The sequence below is a fragment of the Thermostichus sp. OS-CIW-20 genome (assembly GCF_054061455.1).
On the sequence record NZ_JBSSEF010000013.1, the window covers coordinates 40,154 to 64,354 of the forward strand.

The 24,201-nt window shown below is 60.8% G+C and carries 18 protein-coding genes, 1 tRNA gene and 1 pseudogene; 7 read left to right on the plus strand and 13 right to left on the minus strand.

Annotation, left to right across the window (positions count from 1 at the left end; all coding sequences use genetic code 11):
* The first annotated feature begins 15 nt into the window (after positions 1-15).
* The 3 genes from ACVWXC_RS06820 to glgP all read left to right on the plus strand — a co-directional run bounded on the left by ACVWXC_RS06820 (position 16) and on the right by glgP (position 4,649).
* A complete protein-coding gene (locus ACVWXC_RS06820; protein ID WP_011431528.1) occupies positions 16-540 on the plus strand; it encodes a nucleoside deaminase in 525 nt (174 codons plus the stop codon).
* A 300-nt stretch (positions 541-840) separates the two neighbouring features.
* The gene (locus tag ACVWXC_RS06825; RefSeq protein ID WP_041438653.1) at positions 841-2,037 is read left to right on the plus strand and encodes a SpoIID/LytB domain-containing protein; all 1,197 of its coding nucleotides are present in this window, start codon (positions 841-843) and stop codon (positions 2,035-2,037) included.
* Positions 2,038-2,447: 410 nt separating this feature from the next.
* Complete coding sequence (gene glgP, locus ACVWXC_RS06830; RefSeq protein ID WP_457391781.1) at positions 2,448-4,649, plus strand: alpha-glucan family phosphorylase; 2,202 nt, start codon at positions 2,448-2,450, stop codon at positions 4,647-4,649.
* Between the two features lie 179 nt (positions 4,650-4,828).
* On the opposite strand, the gene ftsH is transcribed toward glgP, so the two are convergent.
* Positions 4,829-6,745, minus strand: a complete 1,917-nt coding sequence (gene ftsH, locus ACVWXC_RS06835) for an ATP-dependent zinc metalloprotease FtsH (RefSeq protein ID WP_011431525.1) — start codon at positions 6,743-6,745, stop codon at positions 4,829-4,831.
* Positions 6,746-6,974: 229 nt separating this feature from the next.
* On the opposite strand from ftsH, the gene ACVWXC_RS06840 reads away from it, so the two are divergent.
* On the plus strand, positions 6,975-7,448 hold the full coding sequence (locus tag ACVWXC_RS06840) for a globin family protein (RefSeq protein WP_011431524.1): 474 nt from the start codon (positions 6,975-6,977) through the stop codon (positions 7,446-7,448).
* Here ACVWXC_RS06840 and ACVWXC_RS06845 read toward each other — a convergent pair.
* Entirely contained in the window at positions 7,445-7,696 is a 252-nt protein-coding gene (locus ACVWXC_RS06845; protein ID WP_011431523.1) for a ferredoxin-thioredoxin reductase variable chain, read from the minus strand. The genes ACVWXC_RS06840 and ACVWXC_RS06845 overlap by 4 nt on opposite strands.
* Positions 7,697-8,474: 778 nt before the next feature.
* On the opposite strand from ACVWXC_RS06845, the gene ACVWXC_RS06850 reads away from it, so the two are divergent.
* Positions 8,475-8,678 carry an RlpA-like double-psi beta-barrel domain-containing protein gene (locus ACVWXC_RS06850; RefSeq protein ID WP_168173328.1) on the plus strand — a complete coding sequence of 68 codons (204 nt, stop codon included), beginning with the start codon at positions 8,475-8,477 and terminating at the stop codon, positions 8,676-8,678.
* Positions 8,679-8,737: 59 nt separating this feature from the next.
* Here ACVWXC_RS06850 and ACVWXC_RS06855 read toward each other — a convergent pair whose 3' ends face one another.
* The 11 genes from ACVWXC_RS06855 to ACVWXC_RS06905 form a co-directional block, all read right to left on the minus strand.
* Complete coding sequence (locus ACVWXC_RS06855; protein ID WP_049749797.1) at positions 8,738-8,950, minus strand: hypothetical protein; 213 nt, start codon at positions 8,948-8,950, stop codon at positions 8,738-8,740.
* Positions 8,951-9,139: 189 nt separating this feature from the next.
* Complete coding sequence (cbiT, locus tag ACVWXC_RS06860; protein WP_011431520.1) at positions 9,140-9,745, minus strand: precorrin-6Y C5,15-methyltransferase subunit CbiT; 606 nt, start codon at positions 9,743-9,745, stop codon at positions 9,140-9,142.
* 158 nt (positions 9,746-9,903) lie between these two features.
* Positions 9,904-9,976 (minus strand) — tRNA-Thr (locus tag ACVWXC_RS06865).
* Positions 9,977-10,058: 82 nt separating this feature from the next.
* On the minus strand, positions 10,059-11,675 hold the full coding sequence (locus ACVWXC_RS06870) for an apolipoprotein N-acyltransferase (RefSeq protein ID WP_011431519.1): 1,617 nt from the start codon (positions 11,673-11,675) through the stop codon (positions 10,059-10,061).
* 112 nt (positions 11,676-11,787) lie between these two features.
* A complete protein-coding gene (locus ACVWXC_RS06875) occupies positions 11,788-12,426 on the minus strand; it encodes a DUF305 domain-containing protein (protein WP_414346209.1) in 639 nt (212 codons plus the stop codon).
* A 140-nt stretch (positions 12,427-12,566) separates the two neighbouring features.
* Complete coding sequence (locus ACVWXC_RS06880) at positions 12,567-17,828, minus strand: response regulator (protein ID WP_457391785.1); 5,262 nt, start codon at positions 17,826-17,828, stop codon at positions 12,567-12,569.
* A 183-nt stretch (positions 17,829-18,011) separates the two neighbouring features.
* On the minus strand, positions 18,012-20,462 hold the full coding sequence (locus tag ACVWXC_RS06885) for a methyl-accepting chemotaxis protein (RefSeq protein ID WP_457391787.1): 2,451 nt from the start codon (positions 20,460-20,462) through the stop codon (positions 18,012-18,014).
* Between the two features lie 308 nt (positions 20,463-20,770).
* The gene (locus ACVWXC_RS06890; RefSeq protein WP_041438647.1) at positions 20,771-21,289 is read right to left on the minus strand and encodes a chemotaxis protein CheW; all 519 of its coding nucleotides are present in this window, start codon (positions 21,287-21,289) and stop codon (positions 20,771-20,773) included.
* A 111-nt stretch (positions 21,290-21,400) separates the two neighbouring features.
* Positions 21,401-21,766, minus strand: coding sequence for a response regulator transcription factor (locus tag ACVWXC_RS06895; RefSeq protein WP_011431514.1), 366 nt, complete (start codon positions 21,764-21,766; stop codon positions 21,401-21,403).
* Entirely contained in the window at positions 21,763-22,149 is a 387-nt protein-coding gene (locus ACVWXC_RS06900) for a response regulator (protein ID WP_011431513.1), read from the minus strand. The genes ACVWXC_RS06895 and ACVWXC_RS06900 overlap by 4 nt, the downstream gene beginning before the upstream one ends.
* Positions 22,150-22,376: 227 nt before the next feature.
* Positions 22,377-23,519: a response regulator gene (locus ACVWXC_RS06905; protein ID WP_011431512.1), complete on the minus strand. Its 1,143-nt coding sequence runs from the start codon at positions 23,517-23,519 to the stop codon at positions 22,377-22,379.
* 289 nt (positions 23,520-23,808) lie between these two features.
* Between ACVWXC_RS06905 and ACVWXC_RS06910 the strand changes: the two genes are divergently transcribed.
* Together ACVWXC_RS06910 and ACVWXC_RS06915 are read left to right on the plus strand one after the other, a co-directional pair.
* On the plus strand, positions 23,809-24,093 hold the full coding sequence (locus ACVWXC_RS06910) for a YggT family protein (protein WP_011431511.1): 285 nt from the start codon (positions 23,809-23,811) through the stop codon (positions 24,091-24,093).
* A 13-nt stretch (positions 24,094-24,106) separates the two neighbouring features.
* Positions 24,107-24,201: pseudogene (locus ACVWXC_RS06915) on the plus strand (IS607 family transposase); the annotation flags it as partial.

Genomic DNA, 24,201 nt, shown 5'->3' on the forward strand with positions numbered 1-24,201 from the left:
CTCAAGAGCCTAGCGATGACCGGGAATCTAGCTCACCTCCCTTCCTCAGCACCGCCGGAGCGGGATCCATGGCAACGCCACCGCGCCTGGATGCAGTTGGCCCTGCAAGAAGCCGAGCGGGCGGGAGAAGCGGGCGAGGTGCCGGTGGCGGCTCTGGTGGTGGGGCCGGGGGAAGAGCTGTTGGCCCTAAGCAGCAACCGGCGGGAACGGGATCGGGATCCTACGGCCCACGCGGAGATTTTGGCCCTACGGCAGGCGGGGCAGCGCCTGGGCGACTGGCAGTTGCAGGGCTGTCGGCTGTACGTGACCCTGGAGCCCTGCCCCATGTGCGCGGGGGCGATCAGCCAATCGCGGCTGGCCCAGGTGATCTACGGCGCCGACGATCCCAAGGCCGGCGCGCTGCGCAGCGTGCTCAACCTGCCCGCTTCTGCCGCCAGCTTCCATTGCCCAGAGGTCATCGGCGGAGTTTGCGAGGCCGAGTGTCGTCGCCTGTTGCAGCAGTGGTTTAGCCGCCGGCGGGGGATCCCTCTGGCAACCTGACGGGGAACTTGGGCGACAAAAAGGCCGGGTTGAGGTCGTGCATCGGCAAGCGGTTTTTGATACTGTCATATCGGAAGGCCCCCGGCCCGCCAGCGCGAGCAGCTGGCTGGGATCCGGCCGCGGCCTCGAAGGCAAAGCTCTTTGAAGGCGGGAGCGCTTTGGTTGGTCGGTCGCTTGAGGGGTTGGTTGGGCAATCCTCACCGCAGGATCGCAGTTTCCTTCTGGATCCCTCCTCCGAAGTGGTTTATCGGCGGACAGGGATCCGTTGCTCTTGGGTGGTCTTTCCCAGAGGAGTGACGTGTGAGTGTAGCTCTCTTTTCTTCTCCGGTTGTGTCCCCGCTGCCCTCGGCTTGGCTTAGGGGGATCGGCCTTCTGGTTTGGGCTTGGCTCTGCTTGGCCTTTCCGGTGCAGGCGCGGGTGCTGCTGCGGGTGGGGATTGCCGTCAACAAGCCGCAGGTCAGGCTCGGCAGCTCTGCCCCGGCCCGCCTGCTGGATGCCCAGGGACAACCGCTGGCCGAAGTTCCGGCCATGCAGCCGCTGCAGGCCAGCCGGATAGGCTCGGCGGTCAGTTTGGCCGGCCAGCAGGGAGAACGCCTTTACCTACAGCCCACCACCCCCGATGGGTTGGTGTTCATCGACCAGAACTGGTACCGCGGCTGGGTGGAGCTGATCCCCGGCGAAAGTGGAGTGATCGCCATCAATCAAGTTGGTTTGGAGGACTACGTTTCCAGCGTGGTGGGCAGCGAGATGGGGCACCGCTTCCCGATGGAGGCCCTCAAAGCCCAAGCCGTGGCCTCCCGCACCTATGCCCTCTACCATCGCAGTCGTCGCTCCCAGCAGCCTTTTGACTTGGGGAGTGGGATTGATTGGCAGGTTTACAAAGGGGTGGCTGCCGAATCCAACCGCACCCAGGCAGCAGCCCGCGAGACTGCCGGCCAGGTTCTCGTCCACCAGGGGCAGTTGATCAACGCCGTTTTCCACTCCTCCGGCGGCGGCCACACAGACGATGCCGGCAATGTTTGGCTGGAGTCGCGGCCCTACTTGCAGGGGGTGCCCGATTTCGATCACCACTCGCCGGTGTTTAGCTGGACGGCTACCATTCCTGCCCAACAGCTCCAGCAGTTGGCCGGCGGGATCGGGGCCATCCGCTCCATTGAGATCCTGCGCAGCTCTCCCTGGGGACGGGCCATCACCCTGCGCCTAGTGGGATCCCAAGGCAGCAAAGACGTCAGCGGCAGCGAATTCCGGCGGGCTCTGGGGTTGCGCAGCACGATGATCGCCATCAGCCCACGAGGGGAGGCGGCCACCACCGCCAGCCTGACCCCTGCTGGGGCAAACTTTCCCGCTTTCTTCCAAATCCAAGGGCGCGGCTACGGGCACGGGGTGGGCATGAGCCAATGGGGAGCTGCCGCCCTGGCCAGCCAAAACTATTCCTACCAACAGATCCTCAGCCACTACTACCGCAACACCAGCTTGGCCGTGGTGGAGGGACGCTAGGCTCAGTCGGAGCTCCTATCGAAAAAGGCCATTTGGTAGCGAAGGCAGCTAAAGCTTTGCCGAGCTTGTGGCAGTTTAGATTGCCCTGCCGGGATCAGGAGTCAGTGGCAATTCTGGAAACTCTGTTAACTCCGATGCAGCACCGTCTCTTCAGACAGGCCGCAGATCGATCAGCAGCCTTCTCTGAGATTGAAAACCGAACTGCCGGTGGCCATTGTTGTTGCAAGATCTGGGAAAAGACTGAGGAAATCTGGCTTGGAGCTGCTGCAGATTTTGTAGAGATCCTGAATCCTCCTGCCAGAATTCTCAAAGTTGGCTCAATAATAAAAAATTAGAAACGTTTACCAGGCACGATTAACCTCTGCCGCTTCTTTTTCCGGCCTATAGCTTCAACCCCAGGTATCTGTCCTATGTCCCTTGCCACTTTAGCCCCCGCTTTTCCCGAACGTTGCCCGGTGCTGCCGGAGGCGCTCACGCCCCTGTGCGAGATCGCCCGTAACTATTGGTGGACGTGGAACCCCGATCACCTCACCATTTTCCGGGAAATGGATCCCGCCCTGTGGGAAAAAACCTCTCACAACCCGGTGCGCATGCTGGAGGAGGTTTCTTACTTGCGCTTGGCGGCCTTGGCTACTGACGTCAACTACCTCAACACCCTCAATCGCATGGTGCAGGCCTATCGGCAGTACATGGCGGCTGAGGATACCTGGGCCAAGCGCACCATGAAGACCTACGACTGGCAGCGTCCTATTGCCTATTTCTGCGCTGAGTACGGCCTGCACGAGTCTTTGCCCATCTACTCCGGGGGCCTGGGCATGCTGGCTGCCGATCACCTCAAATCCGCCTCCGATCTGGGGGTGCCGCTGGTGGGCGTGGGATTGCTCTACCGCCAAGGCTATTTCCAGCAGCGCCTGGATCTCAGCGGCTGGCAAGGGGAGCTGTACGAAGATTGCGAGTTTGACGCGCTGCCTCTGACGTTGGTGCGGCAGCCAGATGGCAGTCCTCTGTTGGTGGAAGTGGCAATGCGGCAGCGGCTGGTGAAGGCACGCGCCTGGCGGGTGGACGTGGGGCGGGTGCCCCTCTTCCTGCTGGATACCAACCTGCCGGAGAATGATCCCATCGACCGCTGGATTACTGCTCATCTCTACGGCGGCAGCACCGATACGCGCATTGCCCAGGAGTGTATCCTCGGCATTGGGGGGGTGCGCCTGCTGCGCCAGTTGGGCCTGGATCCCATGGTCTATCACATGAACGAGGGGCATGCTGCCTTCTTGACTTTGGAGCTGCTGCGGGAGGAGGTGGCACGGGGTACGCCCTTTGAGGCGGCAGAGGCCAAGGTGCGGGAAAAGTGTGTCTTCACCACTCACACGCCGGTGCCGGCTGGGCACGATGCTTTCAGCCCCAACGAGATGGATGCGTTCTTTGCCTCTTTCTGGCCGCAACTGGGCTTGACGCGGGAGCAATTTTTGGCTCTGGGGGCGCGGCGCGGCGGGGATCCCTGGGAGCGCTTCAATATGACGGTGCTGGCTTTGCGCTACGCACGTGCAGCCAACGGGGTGAGCAAGTTACATGGGCGCGTCTCTCGCCAAATGTGGCATGTGCTCTACCCAGAGCGGTCGGTGGAGGAGGTGCCCATCGGCTCCATTACCAACGGGGTTCACGCCCGCACCTGGGTTGCCCCCCTCTTCTGGAACCTCTACGACCAATACCTGGGTCCCGACTGGCCGGAGCGGGTGTCGGATCCGGAGCTGTGGGCCAAGGTGGAAGAAATTCCCGATGAGGAGCTGTGGCGGCGCAAGGAAGCCCTGCGGGAGCGGTTGGTGTCTTTTACCCGCCACCGGGTGTTGCGGGCGCGGCGCAACCGCGGCGAAAGCAACGAACGTCTCCAGGCCGTCAACCAGTTGTTGGATCCCAAGATCCTGACGATTGGGTTTGCCCGGCGCTTTAGCACCTACAAGCGAGGAGACCTCATCTTGCGGAATTTGGAGCGAGTGACCCGCATCTTCACCAACAAAGAGTACCCTGTGCAGATTATCTTTGCCGGCAAGGCTCACCCGCGAGATGAAGAGGGTAAGCGCCTGATCCAACGGGTGGTGGAATGGTCGAATCGGCCTGAGGTGGCCCACAGGGTTGCCTTTATTGAAAATTACGATGCCTACGTCAGCCGCAATTTGGTCCAAGGGGTGGATCTTTGGCTGAACAACCCGCGGCGTCCTCTGGAGGCCTCCGGCACCTCCGGCCAAAAAGTGGGCTTCAACGGGGGGCTCAACCTCTCCGTTTTGGACGGCTGGTGGCCCGAAGGCTACAACGGTCGCAATGGCTGGGCCATCGGCCAAGAAATCGAAGGTCTGGATCCAGCCGCCCAAGACGATCTGGACGCCAGCTCCCTCTACGATGTGTTGGAATACGAGATTATCCCTATGTTCTACGACCGGGATGAAAAAGGGATCCCGCGCCGCTGGATTGCTCGCATGAAAGAAGCAATCCGCACCCTCAACCCGGTCTTCAACACCGACCGCATGGTGGCTGAGTACGTCCTGAAAATGTATGAGCCCCAGCCTATCGAAACGGAGGTGAGTCGCATCTTGTCGGGCTCGGCCGTCGTTAGCTAAGTTAGCCTCCCTCAACCCAGCCCTTCTCCCTGAGGGATGGCCCAAGCGCGCCGCGCCGCCGACGCGACCACCCCCAACCTCTCTCTGGGAGAGGGGAGATAGTTATCATCATGCAAAAATCGGGATCCCCGCCCTCCTCAGGCGAAAAGGCAGGGATCCCTGGCCTGTGTCCATGGAGACTAGGCACTAGCGTTGAGGGTTATCGGGAAGGTCAGCGGCTCCGGCTCCTCCTCAGGCGGTAGCATCACCACCTCCGAGCTGTCGATGATCGCTTGCAGCTCTTCCCCATCAATGGTTTCGGCCTCCACCAAGCGGCGGGCGATGCGATCCAAGAGGGCGCGGTTTTCCCGGATCAGGTAAGTGGCCCGTTGGTAGGCCTCATTCACCAGACGTCGCACCTCTTCGTCGATGAGGGCCGCCGTCTCCTCGGAGAAATCCCGCTCTGCAGCGATCTCACGGCCTAGGAAGATATTGGCATACTGGCGTCCCAGGGCCACGTTGCCCAGGCGGTCGCTCATGCCAAAGCGGGTGACCATGTTGCGGGCAATGCGGGCCACCTGCTGTAGGTCGCTGGCTGCCCCCGTGGTCACCTCCGCCTCGCCATAGACCACCTCCTCTGCCACCCGACCCCCCAGGGCGACGGTCATCATGTTTTTCAAGTGGGCACGGGTGGTCAGGCCCATGTCATCATCGCTGGGCATGAACCAGGTGAGGCCGCCCGCCTGGCCGCGGGGAATGATGCTGACCTTTTGAATGGGATCGTAGTTGGGCAAGAGGGATCCCACCAGGGCGTGTCCTGCCTCGTGGTAGGCCACCAGCTCCTTGCGCCGCTCGCTCATGAGGCGATCCTTCTTCTCTGGGCCAGCCAACACCCGATCCACGGCGTCGTTGATCTCGTCCATCGAGATCTCGGTGAGGTTGCGGCGGGCCGCCAAGATGGCCGCTTCGTTGAGTAGGTTGGCCAGGTCTGCGCCGGTAAACCCAGGGGTGCGGCGGGCCAATTTCTCCAGATCCACATCGGCGGCCAAGGTTTTGCCGCGGGCATGCACCTTGAGGATCTCCAGGCGGCCCTGGAAGTCGGGGCGATCCACCGTCACTTGGCGGTCAAAGCGACCGGGCCGCAGCAGCGCTGCATCCAACACATCGGGGCGGTTGGTGGCGGCGATAACGATGATGCCGGAGTTGCCCTCAAAGCCGTCCATCTCGGTCAGCAACTGGTTCAGGGTTTGCTCCCGCTCGTCGTTGCCACCTCCTAGGCCGGCTCCCCGCTGCCGACCCACGGCATCGATTTCGTCGATGAAGACAATACAGGGGGCATTTTGCTTGGCCTGCTCGAACAGATCCCGCACCCGCGAGGCCCCCACTCCAACAAACATCTCCACAAACTCAGAGCCAGAAATGGAGAAGAAGGGCACACCCGCCTCTCCGGCCACAGCGCGGGCCAACAGGGTTTTACCTGTACCTGGGGGGCCGACCAGCAACACCCCGCGCGGGATCCTGGCGCCCAGAGCGTTGTACCGCTCGGGGTTTTTCAAAAAGTCCACCACCTCGGCCAGCTCCAACTTGGCCTGGTCAACACCAGCCACATCGTTGAAGGTAACCTGAGTTTTCGGCTCCATCTGCACCCTTGCCCTCGACTTGCCAAAGTTGAGCGCCTGGCTGCCAGGGCCGTTTTGGGCTCGGCGCAACAGGAAAAACAGGCCAAGCAGCAGCAAGACGGGCAGGAAGAAGGTGCTGAGGATGCGCCCCAGCAGACCCTCCTCCTGAACCGGGCGCACCGCCAGCTCCACCCCTTGCGCAAGCAAGGTGTTCTCAAACTCGGGGGTGAGGGGAGGCAGGTTGACCAGCACTTGGGTGGCGCGGTTGTTGATTTCCGCCTCGGCAATGGCAATTTGGCGACCATCGGGGGCGATCTCGACCAAGACTTTGCTGACCTCGCCCCGTTCTATGCGGCTCATCAGGTCGGAGTAGCTGATCTCCAGACGCTCAGCCGGACGGGTGCCGAAGAAGGTTGTGGCCAGCGAGATCAAGACAATGGCCAGCAACGCGTACAATCCGGCGCTTCTCCATTTTTTGTTTTTACCTTTCTGACTCACGGAAGCGTTTCCTCCCAAAGGGTGCTTTTTATCGAACTCACAGATGGCATCTGGGGTCGAGTGGATTCTTGCAACGATAGACTATTAATTAATATTAACCCAGCTGAGAGGCCGGGGAGAATAGCCGAAGATCCGCAGGATCGCGCACTTTTGTCAACGGGCTTGCGGCTAGGATCGGGGGCGAAAGGGCCGCACTCCCCCTCTCTCCTTGGTTTTCTAGGGAATCCCCATGCTGACTCAACTGCGCCAACTGAGCCTGGCTGCCGACGGACGCTACCTCAGAGATGAGGAGATGCAGTTCATGGAGAGCTACCTGGCCTCCTTTGAGCTGCGCCTGGGCGCCTATCGCAAAATCCAAGCGGCGGAAGCCCAGATTGTCGGCGAGGTGGAGGCGAAGCTGCGCGCTCTGGATCCCTACTTGCTCATGCGAGGGGTGGAGGATTTCCGCAACAAATGGAGAGCCGACACCGTGCGGGTTTTGCGCCTCTCGGCTTTGGCCATGCTCCTAGACGATGAGCAGCGCTACAAGGAGCGATTTCTCTACTGGTTTCAGACCTTGATGCGGGCCTTCCGCACCCAGCGCAGTTGTGAGGCTACCTACCGCTTCTTGCAAGAGGTGATAGCCAAGTACCTCACCCCCGCGGAGTTTGCTTTGATCCAGCCGATTCTGGAAACCAACCGTACCCTGCTGGGTCTCACCTAGGCCGCAGGCTCGGAGGAAGGGCTCGCCTCGATCACCTCCAGCTCGTCGGCCTGGAGGTGGGCGCGGAACTTATTCCCAAACTGCACCTGAAAGGGAAAATTAGCGCTGATCGGGCGGCCGTTCCAGTCTTGGATCACAGCCGTCACTTCTCCCTCCATACCTTTGAGGTCAAAAGGTTGATTGCGATGTTCCGGGTGGTGATAGACGATCACGCTGGTACGCACCCGCACTCGATCTCCAACTTTCATCACACACCATTACACGGCGCTGTTAGGAGCCGTGCCCTCCAACCGTTGAACGTTAAAAACTTGCAATACCCTAGGTTGGCATTTTGCCATAGCTGCTTGCCAGAAGCGACCTCCTGCAAACTCACTCGATTGGTTGCTTTCAGCCGCACGCCCCGCTCACCTCGCTGCCAGGGGAGTGTGGCTTCGCCGCTTGCTACCCACCGTCTGGCGGGGCTGGGTTTGATTAACATCAGGGGGGTTTTCCCATCCACGGCAAACATAGGTACCAACACGGCTGTAAGCTCTTCTGTGTACGCCCCCTCGCCCCTACGGAGGTTTCAGGCTGGGGGAGAACCTGTAACATGTTTTGGGCCGCTGGGCCTAGATCCTCTGCTTGCCCTCCGGCGTTCCTTGCGAAGCTTGGCCAGGCTGTTCTCGCGCCTAGCTTGCCGTTGCGATGCTGGCATCGCTACTCCTGCCAATTGCTAACCAAGTGCCTCCAGCCCGCTGATGCGATCAGTCGCGGCACTTGGCCTCCTGAAAAGGCAGCCCACCCCAGGAGCCTGCTGGAAACACTCTAGCTCAGCCCCTAACGAAGACTGCGGAATGTAGAGAACTATGTAGAAATTGATACAGTGGTTTGCATTTCTCCGGGATCCCCTCGCCCTTGAGGAGCCGCGCCGGCTTCTGGGAGCATTGCCCCAACCCAAGCCCACTGACTTCAGCCGAAAGATCCCTCTGCGGAACCTGGGATCCGTGGGGCTCATCAGTGTATTCCCGGACACGTTTTTGGGAGACTTTGACCAATTCTGAGGATCCCAGGCCTAGAGTGGTGGTGGATGTTCTGGCTCGGGGCCCTTTTGTTCGCGGTCGAGATCTGGATATTTCGACGGCTGCCGCTCGCCAGCTGGGCATTTACGAGCAGGAAGTGGCGAAAGTAGAGGTGCCTCTGCTGCCTCCCCAAGAAGTTCCTCTCTCCGGCGTTTTGATGAGCCTAAGGTAGAAATTGCTGGGCAAAAATAACTACTAGAATCGGCTCCCGATGGGGAGAATCTGCCCAGGCTAAATGCCTGAAGATTTGCTGGGCTGGTTTTCTGCTTCTTGTCTGCGGCGATCGCCAATGCCGCAGTCGCCGCAGCATTCGGGTCGCTTGAAGTCGTCCCAATGGATGCAGGCCCGGCAGCCCTTCAGCATTTCCGGCCAGCGCTCTCGAATTAGCAGTTGTCGCAGCCTCACTTCTCGTGATTCGGGAAAGGGGTGTTGCAATTCATCCATGGCCCTGGGATCCGCAGCTCTCTGTCTCTGGTATAAGGGCAAATGAAAGTCTGCAATCTAGAAATATCGGCATAGCTTAAGGTTTGTGCTTTGCCGATCTCCAAAGAGGGCTTGGGCTAGCCCAATTTTCTTGAGCCCATTACTTTGCGAAGGGATTTGCAAAAAATATAAACGGATTTCTTACAAGATTTAGCTGGATTTTTCCCCGCTTAACACAAAGGTGGGATCCAGAGGCAGCAACAGTTGGCTGCGACCGCGGTGTTCCAGGCGGTTCACGGCTGATTGGATCACCTCCACATGATGAGCTCGCACGGCAGCCAGCCCGGCAGAGAGGCCGTAGAGCCCCTCCAGAGAGTTGGTGGTCGCCACAATCCTGCCGTTGGGTTTGAGATGGTTCCAGGAGGCCTCCAGGATCTCCCGTAGGGGATGGCCACCTTCGATACAGATGCGATCGGGGGGCGGAGAGAGCTGATGCAAGCAATCGGGGGCGGTGCCCTGGATTACTTGCACGTTGTTGAGGCCGAATTTCTCGCAGTTGCTCTCGATCAAGCTGACCACCTCGGCATCGCGCTCGATGGCAATCACGCGAGCGCGGGGGCAGAGAATGGCCGCTTCGATGGCGATGGTGCCTGTCCCGGCGCCGATATCCCATAGGCAGTGGTCTTCTCCCAGGCGCAACTGGCTTAGCACCAGCACGCGTACCTCGCGGGGGCTCATCGGGATCCCCGGGATCCGCTCAAAGGCGGAGTCCGGGATCCCTGGGGTGCGATAGGGCCAAGAGAAGGGGGTTGCCATTGCCAAAGACCGCTGCCGGGGAAATGGCCATACTTCTCAGCATAAGGCGAAGCCCCGACCAACTGGCTACGCTCTTCATGTCCCCCTCCTGGGAGAGGGGATCCCCGCGCTAGGCCAGCCTAGGTCAGTAGCCCCGTGAGGGCCGGACAAGGCTCCAAAGCTGATGATCGGACTCGAACCGATGACCTGCTCATTACGAGTGAGCTGCTCTACCGACTGAGCTACATCAGCAAGGGTAAGCAATTCCGCATCCCTTTGTTCAGCCAGTTCAGCAGCGCAAACTGGGAACGCGGGACGGGAAAGCTGACTTAGACTATTGATGCTCACCAATCTTAGCGCATCCTTGCCCTGCTCGGGATCCCCAGGCCGTCAATCCTAGAGAAAGACCTAAGGTTAACCAGGCCAGCCAGTCGCCTGTGCGCGTGTAGAAGGTTACCTGGGATTGCCGCCTGACCTCTCCAGTCACCACTCCGCGCTGAAAAATCGGGCCCACCTGCTGGAGTCGACCTGAGGGATCCACCACCAGGTTGCCGCCGGTGTTGTTGACAAAGACCACGCTGCGCCGGTTTTCGACCGCCCGGAAAACCGAAAGCCGGCCGTGGAGCATGGGCCAGTGGCTGTTGCCAAACCAGCTATCGTCGGAGATCACGATCAACGACTCTGCTCCATTGCGGGTCAGAGTTCGGCTGGGGGCGGGCAATACACTCTCCAAGCAGATCATCACCCCCAAAGGCCCAAACAGCTCCCCTCCCGCCAGCGGCCGATAGCCATCTGGGGAGGGCGCGTAGCGCCCCGACTCAAAATAGGGGAAGATCCACTGCTTGCCAAACCAATCCAGCACTTGGCCTTGGGCGTTGAAGAAGAGGGCGGTGTTGAAAAATCGCTGCTCCTCCTCCGGCAGGTGGGCTGTGCGGGGATCCGGCTCCGTGGCCCCCGTAATCAAAGCCCCTTCTGGGGGGAGGATGGCTCGCATTGGCTCGATCACATGGGGTTGCAGGGGGGTGTTCAGCAACCGGGCCCGCAAGGCTCCTTCCGGCCAGATCACCAACTGCGCCCCCTCGGCCACCGCCTGGGCCGAAAGCTGGTGCAACTCCCGGTAGCGCTGGCTGCGGTACTCCCAACTGCGATCGGCTTCCAACCAGGCCACCTGCTGCACCGTCCCCACGCGAAAGCTGGGATCCCCTTCCGCCGCCGCTAAAACATCAAAGTAGGCCAGCCGCAGGCTGCCATAGGCCAAGACCAGCCCCCCCAGACCTAAGCCGCAGGCCAGCGTGCGCCGGATATCCGGGTTCTCGGCCCCCGAGCAGGATCCCTCTGCCCTCCATTGGCAGCGGAGCTGCTCGGCCAACTGCCAAACCACGCCATTGACGAACACGGCAAAAAAGGTCACTCCCCAGATCCCGGTGAGATCGGCAATTTGGATCCCCAGGGGCCAGTCAAAGAGCAGGGATCCCCAATGAAAGGGGATCGGCCACCAGAGCAGGCCCAGCAGCCCATCCAGGCCTGTCCAGACCGTGGCCAGGCCCAGGGGACGTGCCCAGGGGGGGAGGGGCCGGCTCAGCGCCAAGCTCAAGACCGTGGCTGTTGTGAAAAACAGAGGGATCAGGGGAGCCACCACTGCTCCTCCCAGGATCTCCCAGGCGCTGAGCACTTGAAGCGAGAAGGGATCCACCCAGAAGGCGTACAGGCACACGCAAAACCAGAGGCCATAGGCCAAACGCCACTGCCTCCAACCCTGTTGCTGTTCGCAAAGGTAAAACAGAGGCGCTAGGCCCAGCAGCGCTCCCGGAAACCAGTGCAGCCAGCGGTTGGGGGATCCCAAACACAGCAGCAAAACGGCCAGCCCCGCCAGCCAGCGGGATCTCCACTCTGGGCGAAGCGGTGGGAGCAAAGCCGGGTGTTGAGGGAAGGAGGGCAGCTCTAGGGCCATTGGCAATGCAGGGGAATCCTCTGAGTGCTGCGGGCAGCCGCAAGAGCCGGCCTTGCTCGCATCCCATCATCTTTACAGAGCCTGCTGAGGCCTGCAAACGATCCCAGCGGCCCTAGCGCGGATACCACCGCTTTTGCCAGGCCCGCATTTGCTCAATCTCCGCTTGCTGGGTAGTGACAATGGCTGTTGCCAGTTGCCGAATCTCGGGGCACTTGGATTTTTCCAGAGCCTCTCTAGCCATGACCAGGGCTCCTTCGTGGTGCTGGATCATTGCTTGCAGGAAGCGCAGATCGAACTCAGGGTCAGCGGCTCCCAGGTCGGTATCCATGCGCATAGCCGAGATCATTTCTGGAGTCATGGCCATCTGGTGGCCCATCTCTTCATGCCACATGACGGGCTCCTGGGGAGCTAGCGGGTACCAGCTCAGCCGCCAGTCTTGCATCTGCTTGATTTCTTGGCTTTGGGCGACCCCAATGGCCCTGGCCAACTGACGAATTTCCCGCCGCCGGGATTTTTGCAGGGCTTCTGTGGCCATGCTCACCGCTCCCTCGTGGTGGAGGATCATCGCATCCAGAAACCGCAGTTCGAAGGATTCGTCGGCAGGGCCTAGGCCTAGCCGATGAGCTCTCTGGATTGAGAGCCCCCCCTTGTTCTCATGAGCAGTTGCCTCTAGCCCCAGCTCCCTGGCAAGCCAGGGATTGCCCAGGACAAACCCACCAGCCAGGATGAGAGCACAGACAGTCAGGCGCATCGCCACTTCTCTCCGAGGACAACAGGTCAATATCCTACGCCTTCCAGCCCCCTCTGGAGTCAAACCCTTTGGCGATCCTGGCGCCAGAGTGGGATCCCTTAGCTTGGTGCCTCCATCTGGGCGCCCCTGGCGTCGCCAGTTCAGGAAGTGGGGTTGGGTGCCAACAACTGCTCCCCTTGCAACATGCGAGCGGCAGCGCTGAACAGCTCTTCCTCCAAGTAGGGCTTGGTGAAGTAGGCAGTGGCTCCCAGCTCGCGGGCTGTCTGCCGGTGCCGTTCTGCCCCCCGTGAGGTGAGCATAGCTACTGGAATATGCCTGAGGTTGCTGTCTGCCCGTATGCGGGAGAGCAACTCCAAGCCGTCCATGCGCGGCATCTCGATGTCGCAAAAGATGAGATCGCAGCGCAAGCCACCGCGAAGCTTTTCCCAGGCGTCCTGGCCATCGCGGGCTTGCTCCACCCGGTAGCCCACCTTTTGAAAGGACATGGAGAGCAGTTCCCGCACTGCAATCGAGTCGTCCACAATGAGCACCGTGGTTTGATGGGTTTCCTCGGCACGTGGCTCCGCAGCGCGACGCTCCGCCCAGAGGCGGCTGAGATCGCGACGGCGGCCTTGGGCCATATCTACCAGTTCAAGGACGTCAGCAATTGGCAGCACGCGACCATTGCCCAGCACCGTTGCCCCAGAAATGCCAGGTGGTTTGGGCACAGGCCCGCGCAATTGCTTGATCACGATTTCCTGCTCTTCCACAAAGCTGTCCACCTGCAGGGCAACGTACTGGCCGGCACTTTGCAGGACGACGATGGGCAGGATGCCCTCCTCTTGGGCGATGCTGTAGACCTCTGAGCGGCTGCGGCTGTGGCTGCGGCTGTAGGACAACAGATTCGAGAGGGGCTGGAAGGGAAGGCGTTGATCCCGCCAGGGAATGGAGGGCCGCCCCTGTTCATCCGGCTGCACCTCGTCGACGGGAACATCCAGCATCTCCTCCACACCGTCGAGGGGGAAGGCGATCAGGGCTTTGTCGCTGACACACACCATTGCCTTGGAAATGCTCAGGGTAAGCGGCAGGCGGATGGTGAAGGTGGTGCCCTTGCCGCGCACGGAATCCACTTGGATGCTGCCGCGCAGATCGGTGATGTTGCGGCGCACCACGTCCAAGCCAACCCCCCGCCCGGCCAGATCGTCCACCTCGCTGGCCTCGCGAACGCTAAAGCCGGGGTGGAAGAGGACGTTGAACACTTCTTCTTCGGTTGCCTGCTCTGACAGCAGCCCCAGCCTTTGCGCCTTGGCCTTGATTTTCTCCACCGGGATGCCGGCACCGTCGTCGGCGACGACGATGATTGTCTGGTTGCCCTGGTAGAAAGCTTTGACGGTGATCTTGCCTTCAGGGGGCTTGCCCAAGCGGCGCCGCTCCTCAGGGGGCTCGATCCCGTGCACCAGGGCATTGTTCACCAGGTGGGTCATCGGGTCGGAAAGCTCTTCCAGGATGGCCTTGTCGATGAGGGTGTCGCGGCCTTCCACCACCAGGCTGGCCTGTTTGCCCGTTTTGATGGAGAGGTCACGGACGGCGCGGGGCAGCCGGTCGGCAATTTGCGAGAAGGGCACCATGCGCGCCCGGTTCAGGCCTTCTTGCAGTTGGGTGGTGACCTGGCGGAATTGGCGGGTGATCTGCTCTGCCTCGTCCACCGCAAACTCGATGTCGGAAGAAGACTCGCGCACCCGCACGATGAGCTCAATGATCTCCTGGGCCAGCGTGTGGAAGGCCGTAAACTGATCCATCTCCAACTTGTCGAACTCTTGGCCTATGGAATGACCCACCCGTCCCCGAGGGGATTCCTCGCCGTTCCGACCAAACCCCACCGTTGCCGCGCTGCTGCGGCTGGAGAACAGCGCCGCTTCCAGCAACGAGCGGTCGTACTGATCCCGCATGCGCTGGCCCAGCTCCCCTAGCTGTTGCACCCGGCCCAATAGGCCATCCAGAAACTGGCGCAGGCGAGTTTGGTTTTGCTCCATGCTGTTGCGGATGACCACCAGCTCTCCCACCAAGTTGTTGATGGAGTCGAGGTGGCGCACCTCCACCCGCATTACAGGATTGCTGAGGGCAGATCGCCGTGTGGTCGGTGCTGTTGGGGTAGCCGGTGCCGTGGGGGCGGCTGTTGCTGGGGCGGCGACAGCGGGCGGAGAAGGCGCCGGCGCTGCTGCAGAGACTTGGGGGGCGACCTCGAGATCGCCTAGGAGGGATTCCAGTTGGGCTGCGAAATCGTCGGCGACCTCGCCGCTCACGGCTGTAGGGGATCCCACAATGGGAGCGATGACCTCCTCTAGCTCAGGGGGCACCGCTGGTTCGGCGGCATCGAAAAGGGCGGCCAAATCGTCCAAACTTGGGGCAGGAGAGGCTTCCGGCGCTTCTTCCTCCAAAGGCTGTGTCTCATCTGGGGAAACAGTCGCGCTCTGGGCAGCCAAGAGCTCATCCTCCGCGAACAGGCTTTCCAGTTGGCTGGCCAGATCGTCCTCTGCTGGCTGGGAAGCTCCGCCTTGCTCTGCTGCAGCTACAAGTGGTTCTGGCTCAGGCAGAGTCACTCCCTCCAGACTGCTCCCTTGCAAAGCCTCTGCCTCGCCCAGGAAAGTGGCCAGATCTGAGGGGATCGCTTCCTGGGCGGCCTCCCCTTCTGCAAAGAACCGGCTCAACTCATCCAAATCCACCTCGCCATCCATGGCCGAGAGGGATCCGCTGGTTTCTAAGCTCAGTGCTTCGGTAGCGGGCTCCTCGGCAAATAGAGCCTCGAGGCGGTCGAAGGCCTCCGCGGGCTGGCCCTCAGGATAGAGAGCTTCTTCCTGAACCGGGAAGAGGTTCTCCAAAAGAGCCCAGTCCTGGGCCTGTGCCGCATCCCCCGTGCTCGGGGCATCCTCCAGCGTCTCCCCGGCGAAGAGATCGGCTAGGCTCAGCTCGGCCCCCAAGTCCGGGGTTTCCGCCGCCGTCGACTCGTCGGAAGGGGCCAAGAAGCTCTCCGCCGCAGCGGCAGGTTCGCCGGGCGAAGATTCTTCGGCGAAAAGGTCTTCCAGTTGCTCGACTGCGGCAGAGTCGGCAAGGTCAGAAGAGGGTTGAGAAGCCACCTCGAAAGAGGGGGAAGGTTCGCCTGCTTCTTCTGGGCTCCACCAGGCCTGATCCGCCGCCGAGACAAGGCTCTCCAGGCCGCCTTCAGCCGCAGAGTCCAAAGATGTCAGGGATCCCGTCTCATCGGGGACAGAAAAGTCCCCCGGCCAGATGTCGGCGGGGAACTCAGCCCACAAGTCTGCGGCCGCCTCCCCATCCCCAGGCTGGAGGGACGGAGACGGCTCCTCTGCCCAAAGATCCGCTTCCGGCCCGCTGTCGGGAGCAGCCCCAAAGTCAGGCAACTGAGACAGCTCCTGCAGAGGAGAGCTCTCTACTGCCAGCTCCTCGAGCTCGAACAAGGCTTCCACTCCGACACTTGCAGCTTCGTCTGCAGCCGAGGCTTCCTCGGGGCTTTCCGCAGCGACTTGGGCCGCCCGCTCCTGGGCGGGGACATCCCAGATGGCCTGGCTGGTTTCCTCGGCTCCTGTCAGCTCGGCAGGCTCGACAGGTGACAGCTCTGCCGCCGCTTCGCCCATTACTTCGGCAAACAGCTCCGCCAAATCCGTTTCCGCTCCCCCCTCTTCTGGGCTCAGCTCCTCAAGCGCCTGCGAAAAAGGCTCGGGGGAAGGAGGGATCAGCTCCGGCGGCGGCTCTTCAATATCGGATAGCTGCTCTGCGTTGGCAAACAGCTCGTCAAAGGCGGCGGAGGCTTCTGCTTCCAGGCTCAAAGGAGGGGCGTCGAAATCGCCTGAGCCAAAGCTCAGCCTATCCTGGAGCCAGCCGCGGGCTGCTGCGGCTTCTTCTGGCGCGGCGACGCCCTCTTGGGCAAGGTCGGCGGCTGCTTGCCAGTCTTCCTCTGGCAAAGCCTCGGTGGACATCTCCGGCCAGCTCAGCCCTGGGCCCTCCTCGCCCGCCAGAACGCTGTCCATCTCCAAAGTGGACGGCGGCTGTTCGGCCAGCAGATCCCAGGCCGCCTCCTCCGCTTGCAGGGTTGCTTCGACGGGGATCGCCTCTCCTGGTTCAGGTTCTTCTTGGCTCCCATCAGGGGCAGAGGATTCTTCTGCCGGGATCCCAGCAGCGGCCCAGTCCGCTGGGGCAGGCGTGCTCTCGGGTTCGAGGAAGAGCGGCTCTGGCTCCTCAAGGGCCGGCAGCACAGGGCGGAAGGCCAACAACTCAGCGGAGGGCTGGATGGTCTGCGCTGCTCCGCTGGCCAGAGCTTGGTGAGCCTGTTTCAAATCTCTCAGAACCGGCAGAGCCAGTTGCCGCAAATCCTGGGCAGGATCTGCCAGGATCTCGCCAATCAGGCGGGCTAGGGCCGTCCAGCCGCCCAGATCCACACCTTCGGCCTGTCCCACCTGCTGGAGCGATTGGGCCAAGCTTTGCAGGGCAGGCCGCGTTGCCGGGTCGTCAGGACGCTTGAACAGCTCCAGCATCTGGCGCAACAGGGCCGGGATCTGCTGGTGAACCACCACCTCCAAAGGATCCGGCGGCGGAGCGGGAGCCGCCGGGCGAGCCAATTGCTGCAATTCCGCCGAGGCCGTCACCTCTTCGGCCCTGCCCGCCAAGATAAGCTGCTGCCCCTGCTTCAAGTCTCGCAGGGCGACCAACGCCAACGTTCGCAGATCGGCGTCGGGGTTGCCCAGGGCTTGCTCGAAGGTTTCTGTGAGCTGCTGCCAGCCCGCCAGATGATGGGCTTGCCCGATCTGCTTGAGAACGGCATTTGCCTCCCGCAACTGCTCGCGAATGCCCGGCTGATCCCCTCGCTTGAACAGCTCCAACATCTGCCGCAATTGCTGCGGCACCACTTCCGCCATCTCTTGTTGTAGGGTGCGGGCCGCCGGCGGCGGGGGGGCAGCCGGAGCAGAGCTAGCGACAGGGCCAGCGCCGAGAAGGCTCTGAATGTAGTTTTCAGTCTCCTGAAAAACCGGCTCCAGTTCCGCCAGCGTCGCGTTGCTGAACTCCTGGGTGAGACCGCGAGGGCTCTGCAGCTCGTCCAACAACGCCGCCAACCCATCAAAAACTCGCAGCAGCAGCGTCTCCAAGTGCTGATCCACCGGCACTTCGCCCGGGCGAGAGCGAAACACGTTGAAGAAATCCTCTAGGCGGTGGGCAGTCCGCTGAATGCTGGCGAGGGCCAGCATGGCCGCTCCGCCTTTGATGGAGTGGGCAGCTCGGAACAACTCGTTGATCAGCTCAGGATCGCTCACGCTGTCCCGCAGGCTGAGGAGCCCTTGCTCGATCGTTGCCAAGTGGTCGCGGGCTTCTTCGATAAAATAACCGAGGATCCGCTTTTGTGCTTCTTCATTCATGGCAGGAGGTTCCTCCTACAGCCCACAGGTACTCATATCAGTAGTAGCAGATCGGACAGGGGAAGCTCTCCCATGCCCGGATTCTGTCTTGGGACAGAGGGATCCCGATGTCCCTGAAGTGCGGCAACTTCCCATCGGGATCCTTGCTTGTCCCTAGGATGCCCGCCAACCGAGCAGATTTGCTCATTCATCCCCCACCCGGAAGCGACCGACAGAAGCTTGCAGCTCGCGAGCGATGCTCACCAACTGTTGCAGCGAGCTGGCTACCTTCTGCGCCTCTTCGGACGTCTCGTTGGCAGTCAGCTCCACTGATTGCATTACCTGGGCCACGGCGCGAGAGGTTTCTGTTTGCTGCACGGTAGCCTGAGAAATAGCCCGCACCAGCCCATCGATCCGCCGGCTGACCTCGATGATCTCGTCTAGGCTGCTTTTGGCCTGCTCAGCCCGCCGCGTCCCCTGGATCACCACCTGCGTGCCCTCCTCCATGGCCGTCATCACGTTGCTGGTCTCCGACTGGATCTGCAGCACAATCTGCTCGATCTCCTTCGAGGCTTTGGCGGCCCGGTCGGCCAGTTGTCGCACCTCGTCGGCCACGATGGCAAAGCCCCGTCCCGCCTCGCCCGCCCGGGCGGCCTCAATACTGGCGTTGAGGGCGAGCAGGTTGGTGCGCGAAGCAATTTGAGAAATCAAGGCCACGATCTTGGAGATTTCTTGGGAGGATTCTGCCAAGCGTTTCACCTTGCGGGTCGTCTCTGCTGCCATTTCCCGAATTTCCAGGATGCTGGCCACCGTGCGATCCACTGCTTCTCCGCCGCGGGCGGCTGCTTCCGTGGCTTGAGCAGTTACGTTGGCCGCCTCGCGGGCGTTGCTGGCTACCTCTTGAATTGATTCCGTCATCTCCTGAATGGAGTTGAGGGAGTTGGAAATCTCCTCCGCCTGGCGCAAGGCATCAGCAGAGAGGCTGCGGGCAAAGTTCTCGCTCTGCAAAGCCGCATCGTTGACGGCAGCGGCGGCCCGCTTCACTTGGACAACGATGTCCCGCAAGCTGCGAATGGTCAGGTTGAAAGAGTCGGCGACGGCGCCGAGCACATCGGCAGTGACCTCCGCCCGCACCGTTAAGTCCCCGCGGGCTGCCCCCTCGACGTCGTCCAGCAGGCGAATGACCTGGCGTTGTAAGTCCTCCTTGGCCTGTCCCTGCTCGGCAGCTCGCTGGCTCAGATCGGCAAAATGGGCCTCCAGGGCGGCAGCCATTTGGTTAAAGCTGTTGGCCAAGCGGCCCAACTCGTCATCCCCTCTCGCCTCTGCTCTGACGGAGTAATTCCCCTGGGCCAAGGCGGCAAAGTGGCTGGCCAGCTCTTGAGCGGTGGAGCGAATGTGTTTGGCACTGCTGGCCCCCAGCACAACCCCGGCTCCCGTGCCGATCATTCCACCCCCGATGACCCCGGCAAGCAAGCGAGCTCCCCCATTGGCGGGGATCCCCAGGCCAATGGCCAACCCGGCAGCCAAACTCACGGCTCCTTGGATCAGCGCTGTGGCCAACTGCCGATCGGCAAGCGGGCGGTTGGCGATCCCAGCGAACATCCCCGCTCCCTGGCCCCCTGGGAGGGGCATCGAGATTGTAGGCGAGCTGCGAGCCGTTCCGCCCGCCTCCTGCGTCTCCCCCTCATCGGGAGAGAAGACCGGCACCTCGCCGCCCTCCATGCCGGCCAGTTCGCGATCCAGACTGTCCAGCTCGTTGAGCTCGAAAAGAGCAGGGCCAGGACCGGCCGTGTCTTCTTCGGGGGCAGGGATCGGCTCGCTCATGGGGGTGGCCAATTCCGTCGGCAGGCCCTCATCCAGGGATCCCACCTCCTCTTCCCCAAAAGTGGGTAGGGAGAAGCCCATCTCCTCGGGAAAAGCCGCGTCGCCAGCCAACTGCGTAATAGAATCACTGTCTAGATCCTGCAGGTGCTGCCGGTCGAACTCGCTAAGGAAGGCAAAATCGTCATCGACCACTGGGTCTGTTTGAGGCTGCTCCCTGCCCGCTCGCAAAGCGGTCTCTCCCGGAACCGCTGGCGGCGTTACCTGAGGGTTGGCGGGCAGCGGGTGAGAGGAGGCAAACGGATCCGCAGGCTCCATTTCTAGCCTTGTCTCAAAAGGATCCGCAAAGCTTTCTTCCTCGCCAAAAGTCATCTCATCGGCGGCAAAGCTGTCGCTTCGCATCGAGAAGAGATCCTGAGCAAAGGGGTCGGCCTCCTGTTCCCTCATCGCCTCAAACTCAAACTGGGGAAAGGGATCCGCCTCCTCCGGTTGAGGTGGGAACTCCCCTTGAGGTTGGAGCTTGTCTTCCTGCGCCGGAGAGGGAACATCCGCCAGCTCCGGCGCCATCTGGAGCAGCTCCTCCAGGCCCCTGCGGGCCGACTCCAGCTCCTCAGGATCGCTGGCCGTCTTGAGGATGGTATCGTAGGTATGGCGGGCTTCCAGCAACTGCCCCGCTTGCTTCTGGGCCGAGGCCAGCAGCAACTTGACAGCAGTATCCTGCGGCTGAGCAGCGGCTACCTGGTTGAACAACCGCACTGCCTCGACGTAGTCTCCCTGCCAAAAGGCGACCATTGCCTCGGTAAAGTCTCTCTGATTGTTTGCGCTCGAAACCATGGATCCTCCCTTCCCTGCTTGGCTACCTCTGTTGCTACTTCAACCCAAATGCCCAGAACTCCCCCAACACCAACCCGCCTAAACCCTTTAGATTGTTAAGCTACAGATAGGTTACCTCTCCCAACTGGCTGCTTTGCTCCCAAAAAGAATGGGCTCTTGCCCTCTTTCCACAGACCATTGGGGCAGCACGGCCACACTCGCCGGGTGGCCGGGCGCCAATCTCTAGGGAACAAGATCGGCTCCATTCCTTCCATTGTGAATGGCTTTGGAATTTCCGCATTTCTGCCGAACTTGCGGCTAGCCATTCCTCAACCCCAACGGTCGGATCTCAGGATGGCTGACTGATCCAGCAGCGGCAAGCGGGCTCCCGTCGCGGGCACCACCCATTCCCCTCGCAAGAAGGGAGCTATCGACTCAGGAGCCACGAGAACAGGCCGCACCGCTTCCGTCTTCAGCCACTCCATGCCCACAATTAAATCCACAGCCAGGCCCATCAGCAAATCCGGTTGATCCATCACGGCCACCACAGGGAGCTCGGCGCGGTCGAGGTTGAGGGGCGGGCTGATCCCCAAAAACTGCCCCAGATCCGCAACCCAGATAATTTCGCCCCGCAAGTTCAGAGTGCCCAGCAGAACTGGCGCGACATTCGGCATGGGGGTAATTTTCTCAGGGCCGATGCTCATCACCTCTACAACCGATACTGCCGGCAGGGCAAATTCTTCTCCGGTGGCGACCTTGAATTTCAGGAATAGCTCACCTTCGGGAGCCTCCATTTCCTGCAATTCTTGGGTCTCATCCCCCATCAACAGATCCAGATCCCCTAGCATGACGCTCCCCCGTATCGATGGTCTTGTGGAGGGGTGGCCGCCGCTCCCTTGTCCAGGGCATGGAACCCCTTTGGGCTCTGCCAGCAGGCATAGAGGCGGGATGGGCGGTTCCTAGCCTCTCAGCAATTGCTTAATCGTACCCACCAGTTCCTGCGGCTGGAAAGGCTTGGCAATATAGGCATCTGCTCCCTGGCGGAGCCCCCAGTAGCGGTCGAACTCTTCGCCTTTGGAAGAACACATGACAATCGGGGTTTTTTGGGTGAGCGGATCGGCCTTGAGGAGACGGCACACTTCGTAGCCATTCATCCGCGGCATGACGATGTCCAGCACGATCAGGTCGGGCTTGTTTTGCTTCACCGCCTCTACGGCTTCCACGCCATCTTCCACCGTCATCACCTCGAAGCCGTTTTCCTGCAGCAACTTGCCGATCATCTCCCGCTGGGATTGGCTGTCTTCCACCACCAGAACGCGACTCATTTTTGGCTGGTCTCCTTGATCTCCCGCAACTGCTGTTTGATAGTAGCCAATAGCTCTTGAGGCTTGAAAGGTTTGGTTACATAGGCATCGGCTTGATTGCGCTTGGCCCACTCGATATCAAAGACTTGATCTTTGGTGGAACACACGACGATGCGGATGTGCTTGGTGCTTTCATCTTTCTTCACTTCCCGGCACACTTCGTAGCCGTTCATGCCAGGCATGACGATGTCCAGCACCACCACGTCAGGCTTCTGCTGACGAATGATGTCCATCGCCTCCACACCGTCCATGGCTGTGGAGACTTCCAACCCGCTCTCGGAGAGCAGGCTGGAAATGGCCTCCAGATAGGTACGGTTATCATCCACCACCAGTACTTTGCTCATGGTCATCTCGCCCCTGCTGTGTTTCGCGTGTCCGGTCAACCCTGGCGGCTACCTGAAGTGGGATCCTGTCTTTCAGCGCTTTTGGCTGCATCTGGCCTTGCAGCCCCAGGCTGGTTGGGCTACCTCCTATTGTTTGGTGAAGTTCCTCTTCTGTCCAGTATTCTGCAGTACTCTGCTTGCTTGGCTCGAATCTCGACATTTTTTAGGGATTTCGGCTGGCCCCCCGCTTATTCGCCACCGCCCCGCTTGGGAGGTGGGCCCACATAAGATTCGACGACGGTCAACAATTCCCTCTCAGAAAAGGGCTTGCTCAGAAACTCGTTGGCCCCGGCCATGCGGGCCTTGAGCCGGTCGGTGAAGCCGTCCTTGCCGGTGAGCATGATCATGGGGGTTTCGCGGAACTGGCTGGATTTGCGCAACATGGCGCACAGCTCGTACCCATCCAACTTGGGCATGGCCACATCGCAGAGGATCATGTCGGGGTTGAGGAGAAACACCTGTCCCAGGGCTTTGAGGGGGTTGCCGATGGTGGTGACCTGGTAGCCCTCGTTTTGCAAGATGAACTCCACGGTTTTTTGGATGGCCATGGAGTCGTCGATGCAGAGGATGTGGGCGGGCTTGTCGCTGGGTTTGAGGGGACGAGTGCGCTGGGGCTCGATGATCAGGACGGGATCGGAGAGGTGGATCGCCCCTTGACGAACATAGGGATAGATGGCTTTGGCTACCACCAGGGTGTCTCGGCCCAGGTAGCGACCCATTTGGCGAATGCTGGTTTTGCCGTCCGACCACTCGCTCAGCGCCTTGAAGACGGGGGCGGGCAGGGTTTGCTGGAGGGGCAGGGGGTTGACGATGGTGGGGGCTTGGTTGGGGTCTTGGATGTAGGGGTGCAGCTTTTTCCACTCCTGCACCTGGGTGACCATCTCGGCGAGCAGAGGGGTGACAGGAAAGGTGGTCAGTTGGGGGGCCAAGGGGGATCCAGCCTCGAAAATGAAGGAGCCCTGGTGGAGGCTGAGCAGGTCGAAGAGGACTTCCCGCACCATGCCCAGCAGGATTTGCTTGCCTTGGCTGGGGTTGAGCTTGTGGTTTTCCAGCAAAGACCAGAGGCGGTTGTATTCGGGGGCATTGACCGCAGCTTTGGGAGGGATCTGAACTTCGTCTAGGGCGGCTTCCAGCTTGAAGCGGCGCAGGTAGTCTTTGAGGCGGGCGATGTGGCCTTCGGTTTCAGAGGCGTAGATGATTCGCCCGTTCAAGAAAAAGACAAACCAGTAGATGGAGGGTCTGGCCTCTACGAAAAGCTCACCGGTGCGCTGGCCCAACTCGATCAATTGAAGGATGCTTCGGATATCGATCTCTTGTAATCTTCCCTGCATGGGATCCCTGCCTGCAGTCAGCAAGATATGACCATTATGACGCTAGCCTTCTTGCTGCCATCCCACAAGGGGAGCTTTTTGGGGAAATAACCCACTTTGAATCCTGAAGATTTCTGGGTTCCTCGGGCTTTTAGGTTGGAACTGGCCAGAAGCGGATCCAGGGATCCCTTTTCAGCGACCAAAGGACTAACTTCTGGTTTGAAGGCAAGCCGATGGATCTGCACAGGCGGCTTTCCTTGGAGCAGAATAGGTGAAGAACCTCCCCTGAAACTCAATTGTTGCAAAAGCAATGCTGCCGATTTTCACCACTTGGGTGCTGGGCCCGCTGCTGGCGCTCTACACCGTTCTGTTTGTGCTGCGCATCTTCTTATCCTGGTATCCGCAACTGGATACCTCTCGGCTGCCCTATTCGCCAGTGGTCGGCCTGACGGAGTTTTTGCTGCGCCCGACACGCCGCCTGATCCCGCCCCTGGGGGGGGTGGACATGGCGCCTGTAGTGTGGGTGGGCCTGGTTACCCTGTTGCGGGAGGTGTTGCTGGGACAGCAGGGATTGTTGACCATGGCCCTGCACTAAAGTGCTTTCCCAGGAGGTTGGCGGCGGTCTCAACTTCAAAAGGCCAAAGTTCCTTGCCTTATTGGAACGAGTTCGTGCGGGAGATGTCGGAACAATTGTGGTCGCTCA

Excerpts from the sequence above, each read along its gene's own strand:
- ACVWXC_RS06820 (WP_011431528.1), top strand. The coding sequence starts at position 16 with ATGACCGGGAATCTAGCTCACCTCCCTTCCTCAGCACCGCCGGAGCGG.
- glgP (WP_457391781.1), top strand. The coding sequence starts at position 2,448 with ATGTCCCTTGCCACTTTAGCCCCCGCTTTTCCCGAACGTTGCCCGGTG.
- ACVWXC_RS06840 (WP_011431524.1), top strand. The coding sequence starts at position 6,975 with ATGCTGACTCAACTGCGCCAACTGAGCCTGGCTGCCGACGGACGCTAC.
- ACVWXC_RS06845 (WP_011431523.1), bottom strand. The coding sequence starts at position 7,696 with ATGAAAGTTGGAGATCGAGTGCGGGTGCGTACCAGCGTGATCGTCTAT.
- ACVWXC_RS06855 (WP_049749797.1), bottom strand. The coding sequence starts at position 8,950 with ATGGATGAATTGCAACACCCCTTTCCCGAATCACGAGAAGTGAGGCTG.
- cbiT (WP_011431520.1), bottom strand. The coding sequence starts at position 9,745 with ATGGCAACCCCCTTCTCTTGGCCCTATCGCACCCCAGGGATCCCGGAC.
- ACVWXC_RS06870 (WP_011431519.1), bottom strand. The coding sequence starts at position 11,675 with ATGGCCCTAGAGCTGCCCTCCTTCCCTCAACACCCGGCTTTGCTCCCA.
- ACVWXC_RS06875 (WP_414346209.1), bottom strand. The coding sequence starts at position 12,426 with ATGCGCCTGACTGTCTGTGCTCTCATCCTGGCTGGTGGGTTTGTCCTG.
- ACVWXC_RS06880 (WP_457391785.1), bottom strand. The coding sequence starts at position 17,828 with ATGAATGAAGAAGCACAAAAGCGGATCCTCGGTTATTTTATCGAAGAA.
- ACVWXC_RS06885 (WP_457391787.1), bottom strand. The coding sequence starts at position 20,462 with ATGGTTTCGAGCGCAAACAATCAGAGAGACTTTACCGAGGCAATGGTC.
- ACVWXC_RS06890 (WP_041438647.1), bottom strand. The coding sequence starts at position 21,289 with ATGCTAGGGGATCTGGATCTGTTGATGGGGGATGAGACCCAAGAATTG.
- ACVWXC_RS06895 (WP_011431514.1), bottom strand. The coding sequence starts at position 21,766 with ATGAGTCGCGTTCTGGTGGTGGAAGACAGCCAATCCCAGCGGGAGATG.
- ACVWXC_RS06900 (WP_011431513.1), bottom strand. The coding sequence starts at position 22,149 with ATGAGCAAAGTACTGGTGGTGGATGATAACCGTACCTATCTGGAGGCC.
- ACVWXC_RS06905 (WP_011431512.1), bottom strand. The coding sequence starts at position 23,519 with ATGCAGGGAAGATTACAAGAGATCGATATCCGAAGCATCCTTCAATTG.
- ACVWXC_RS06910 (WP_011431511.1), top strand. The coding sequence starts at position 23,809 with ATGCTGCCGATTTTCACCACTTGGGTGCTGGGCCCGCTGCTGGCGCTC.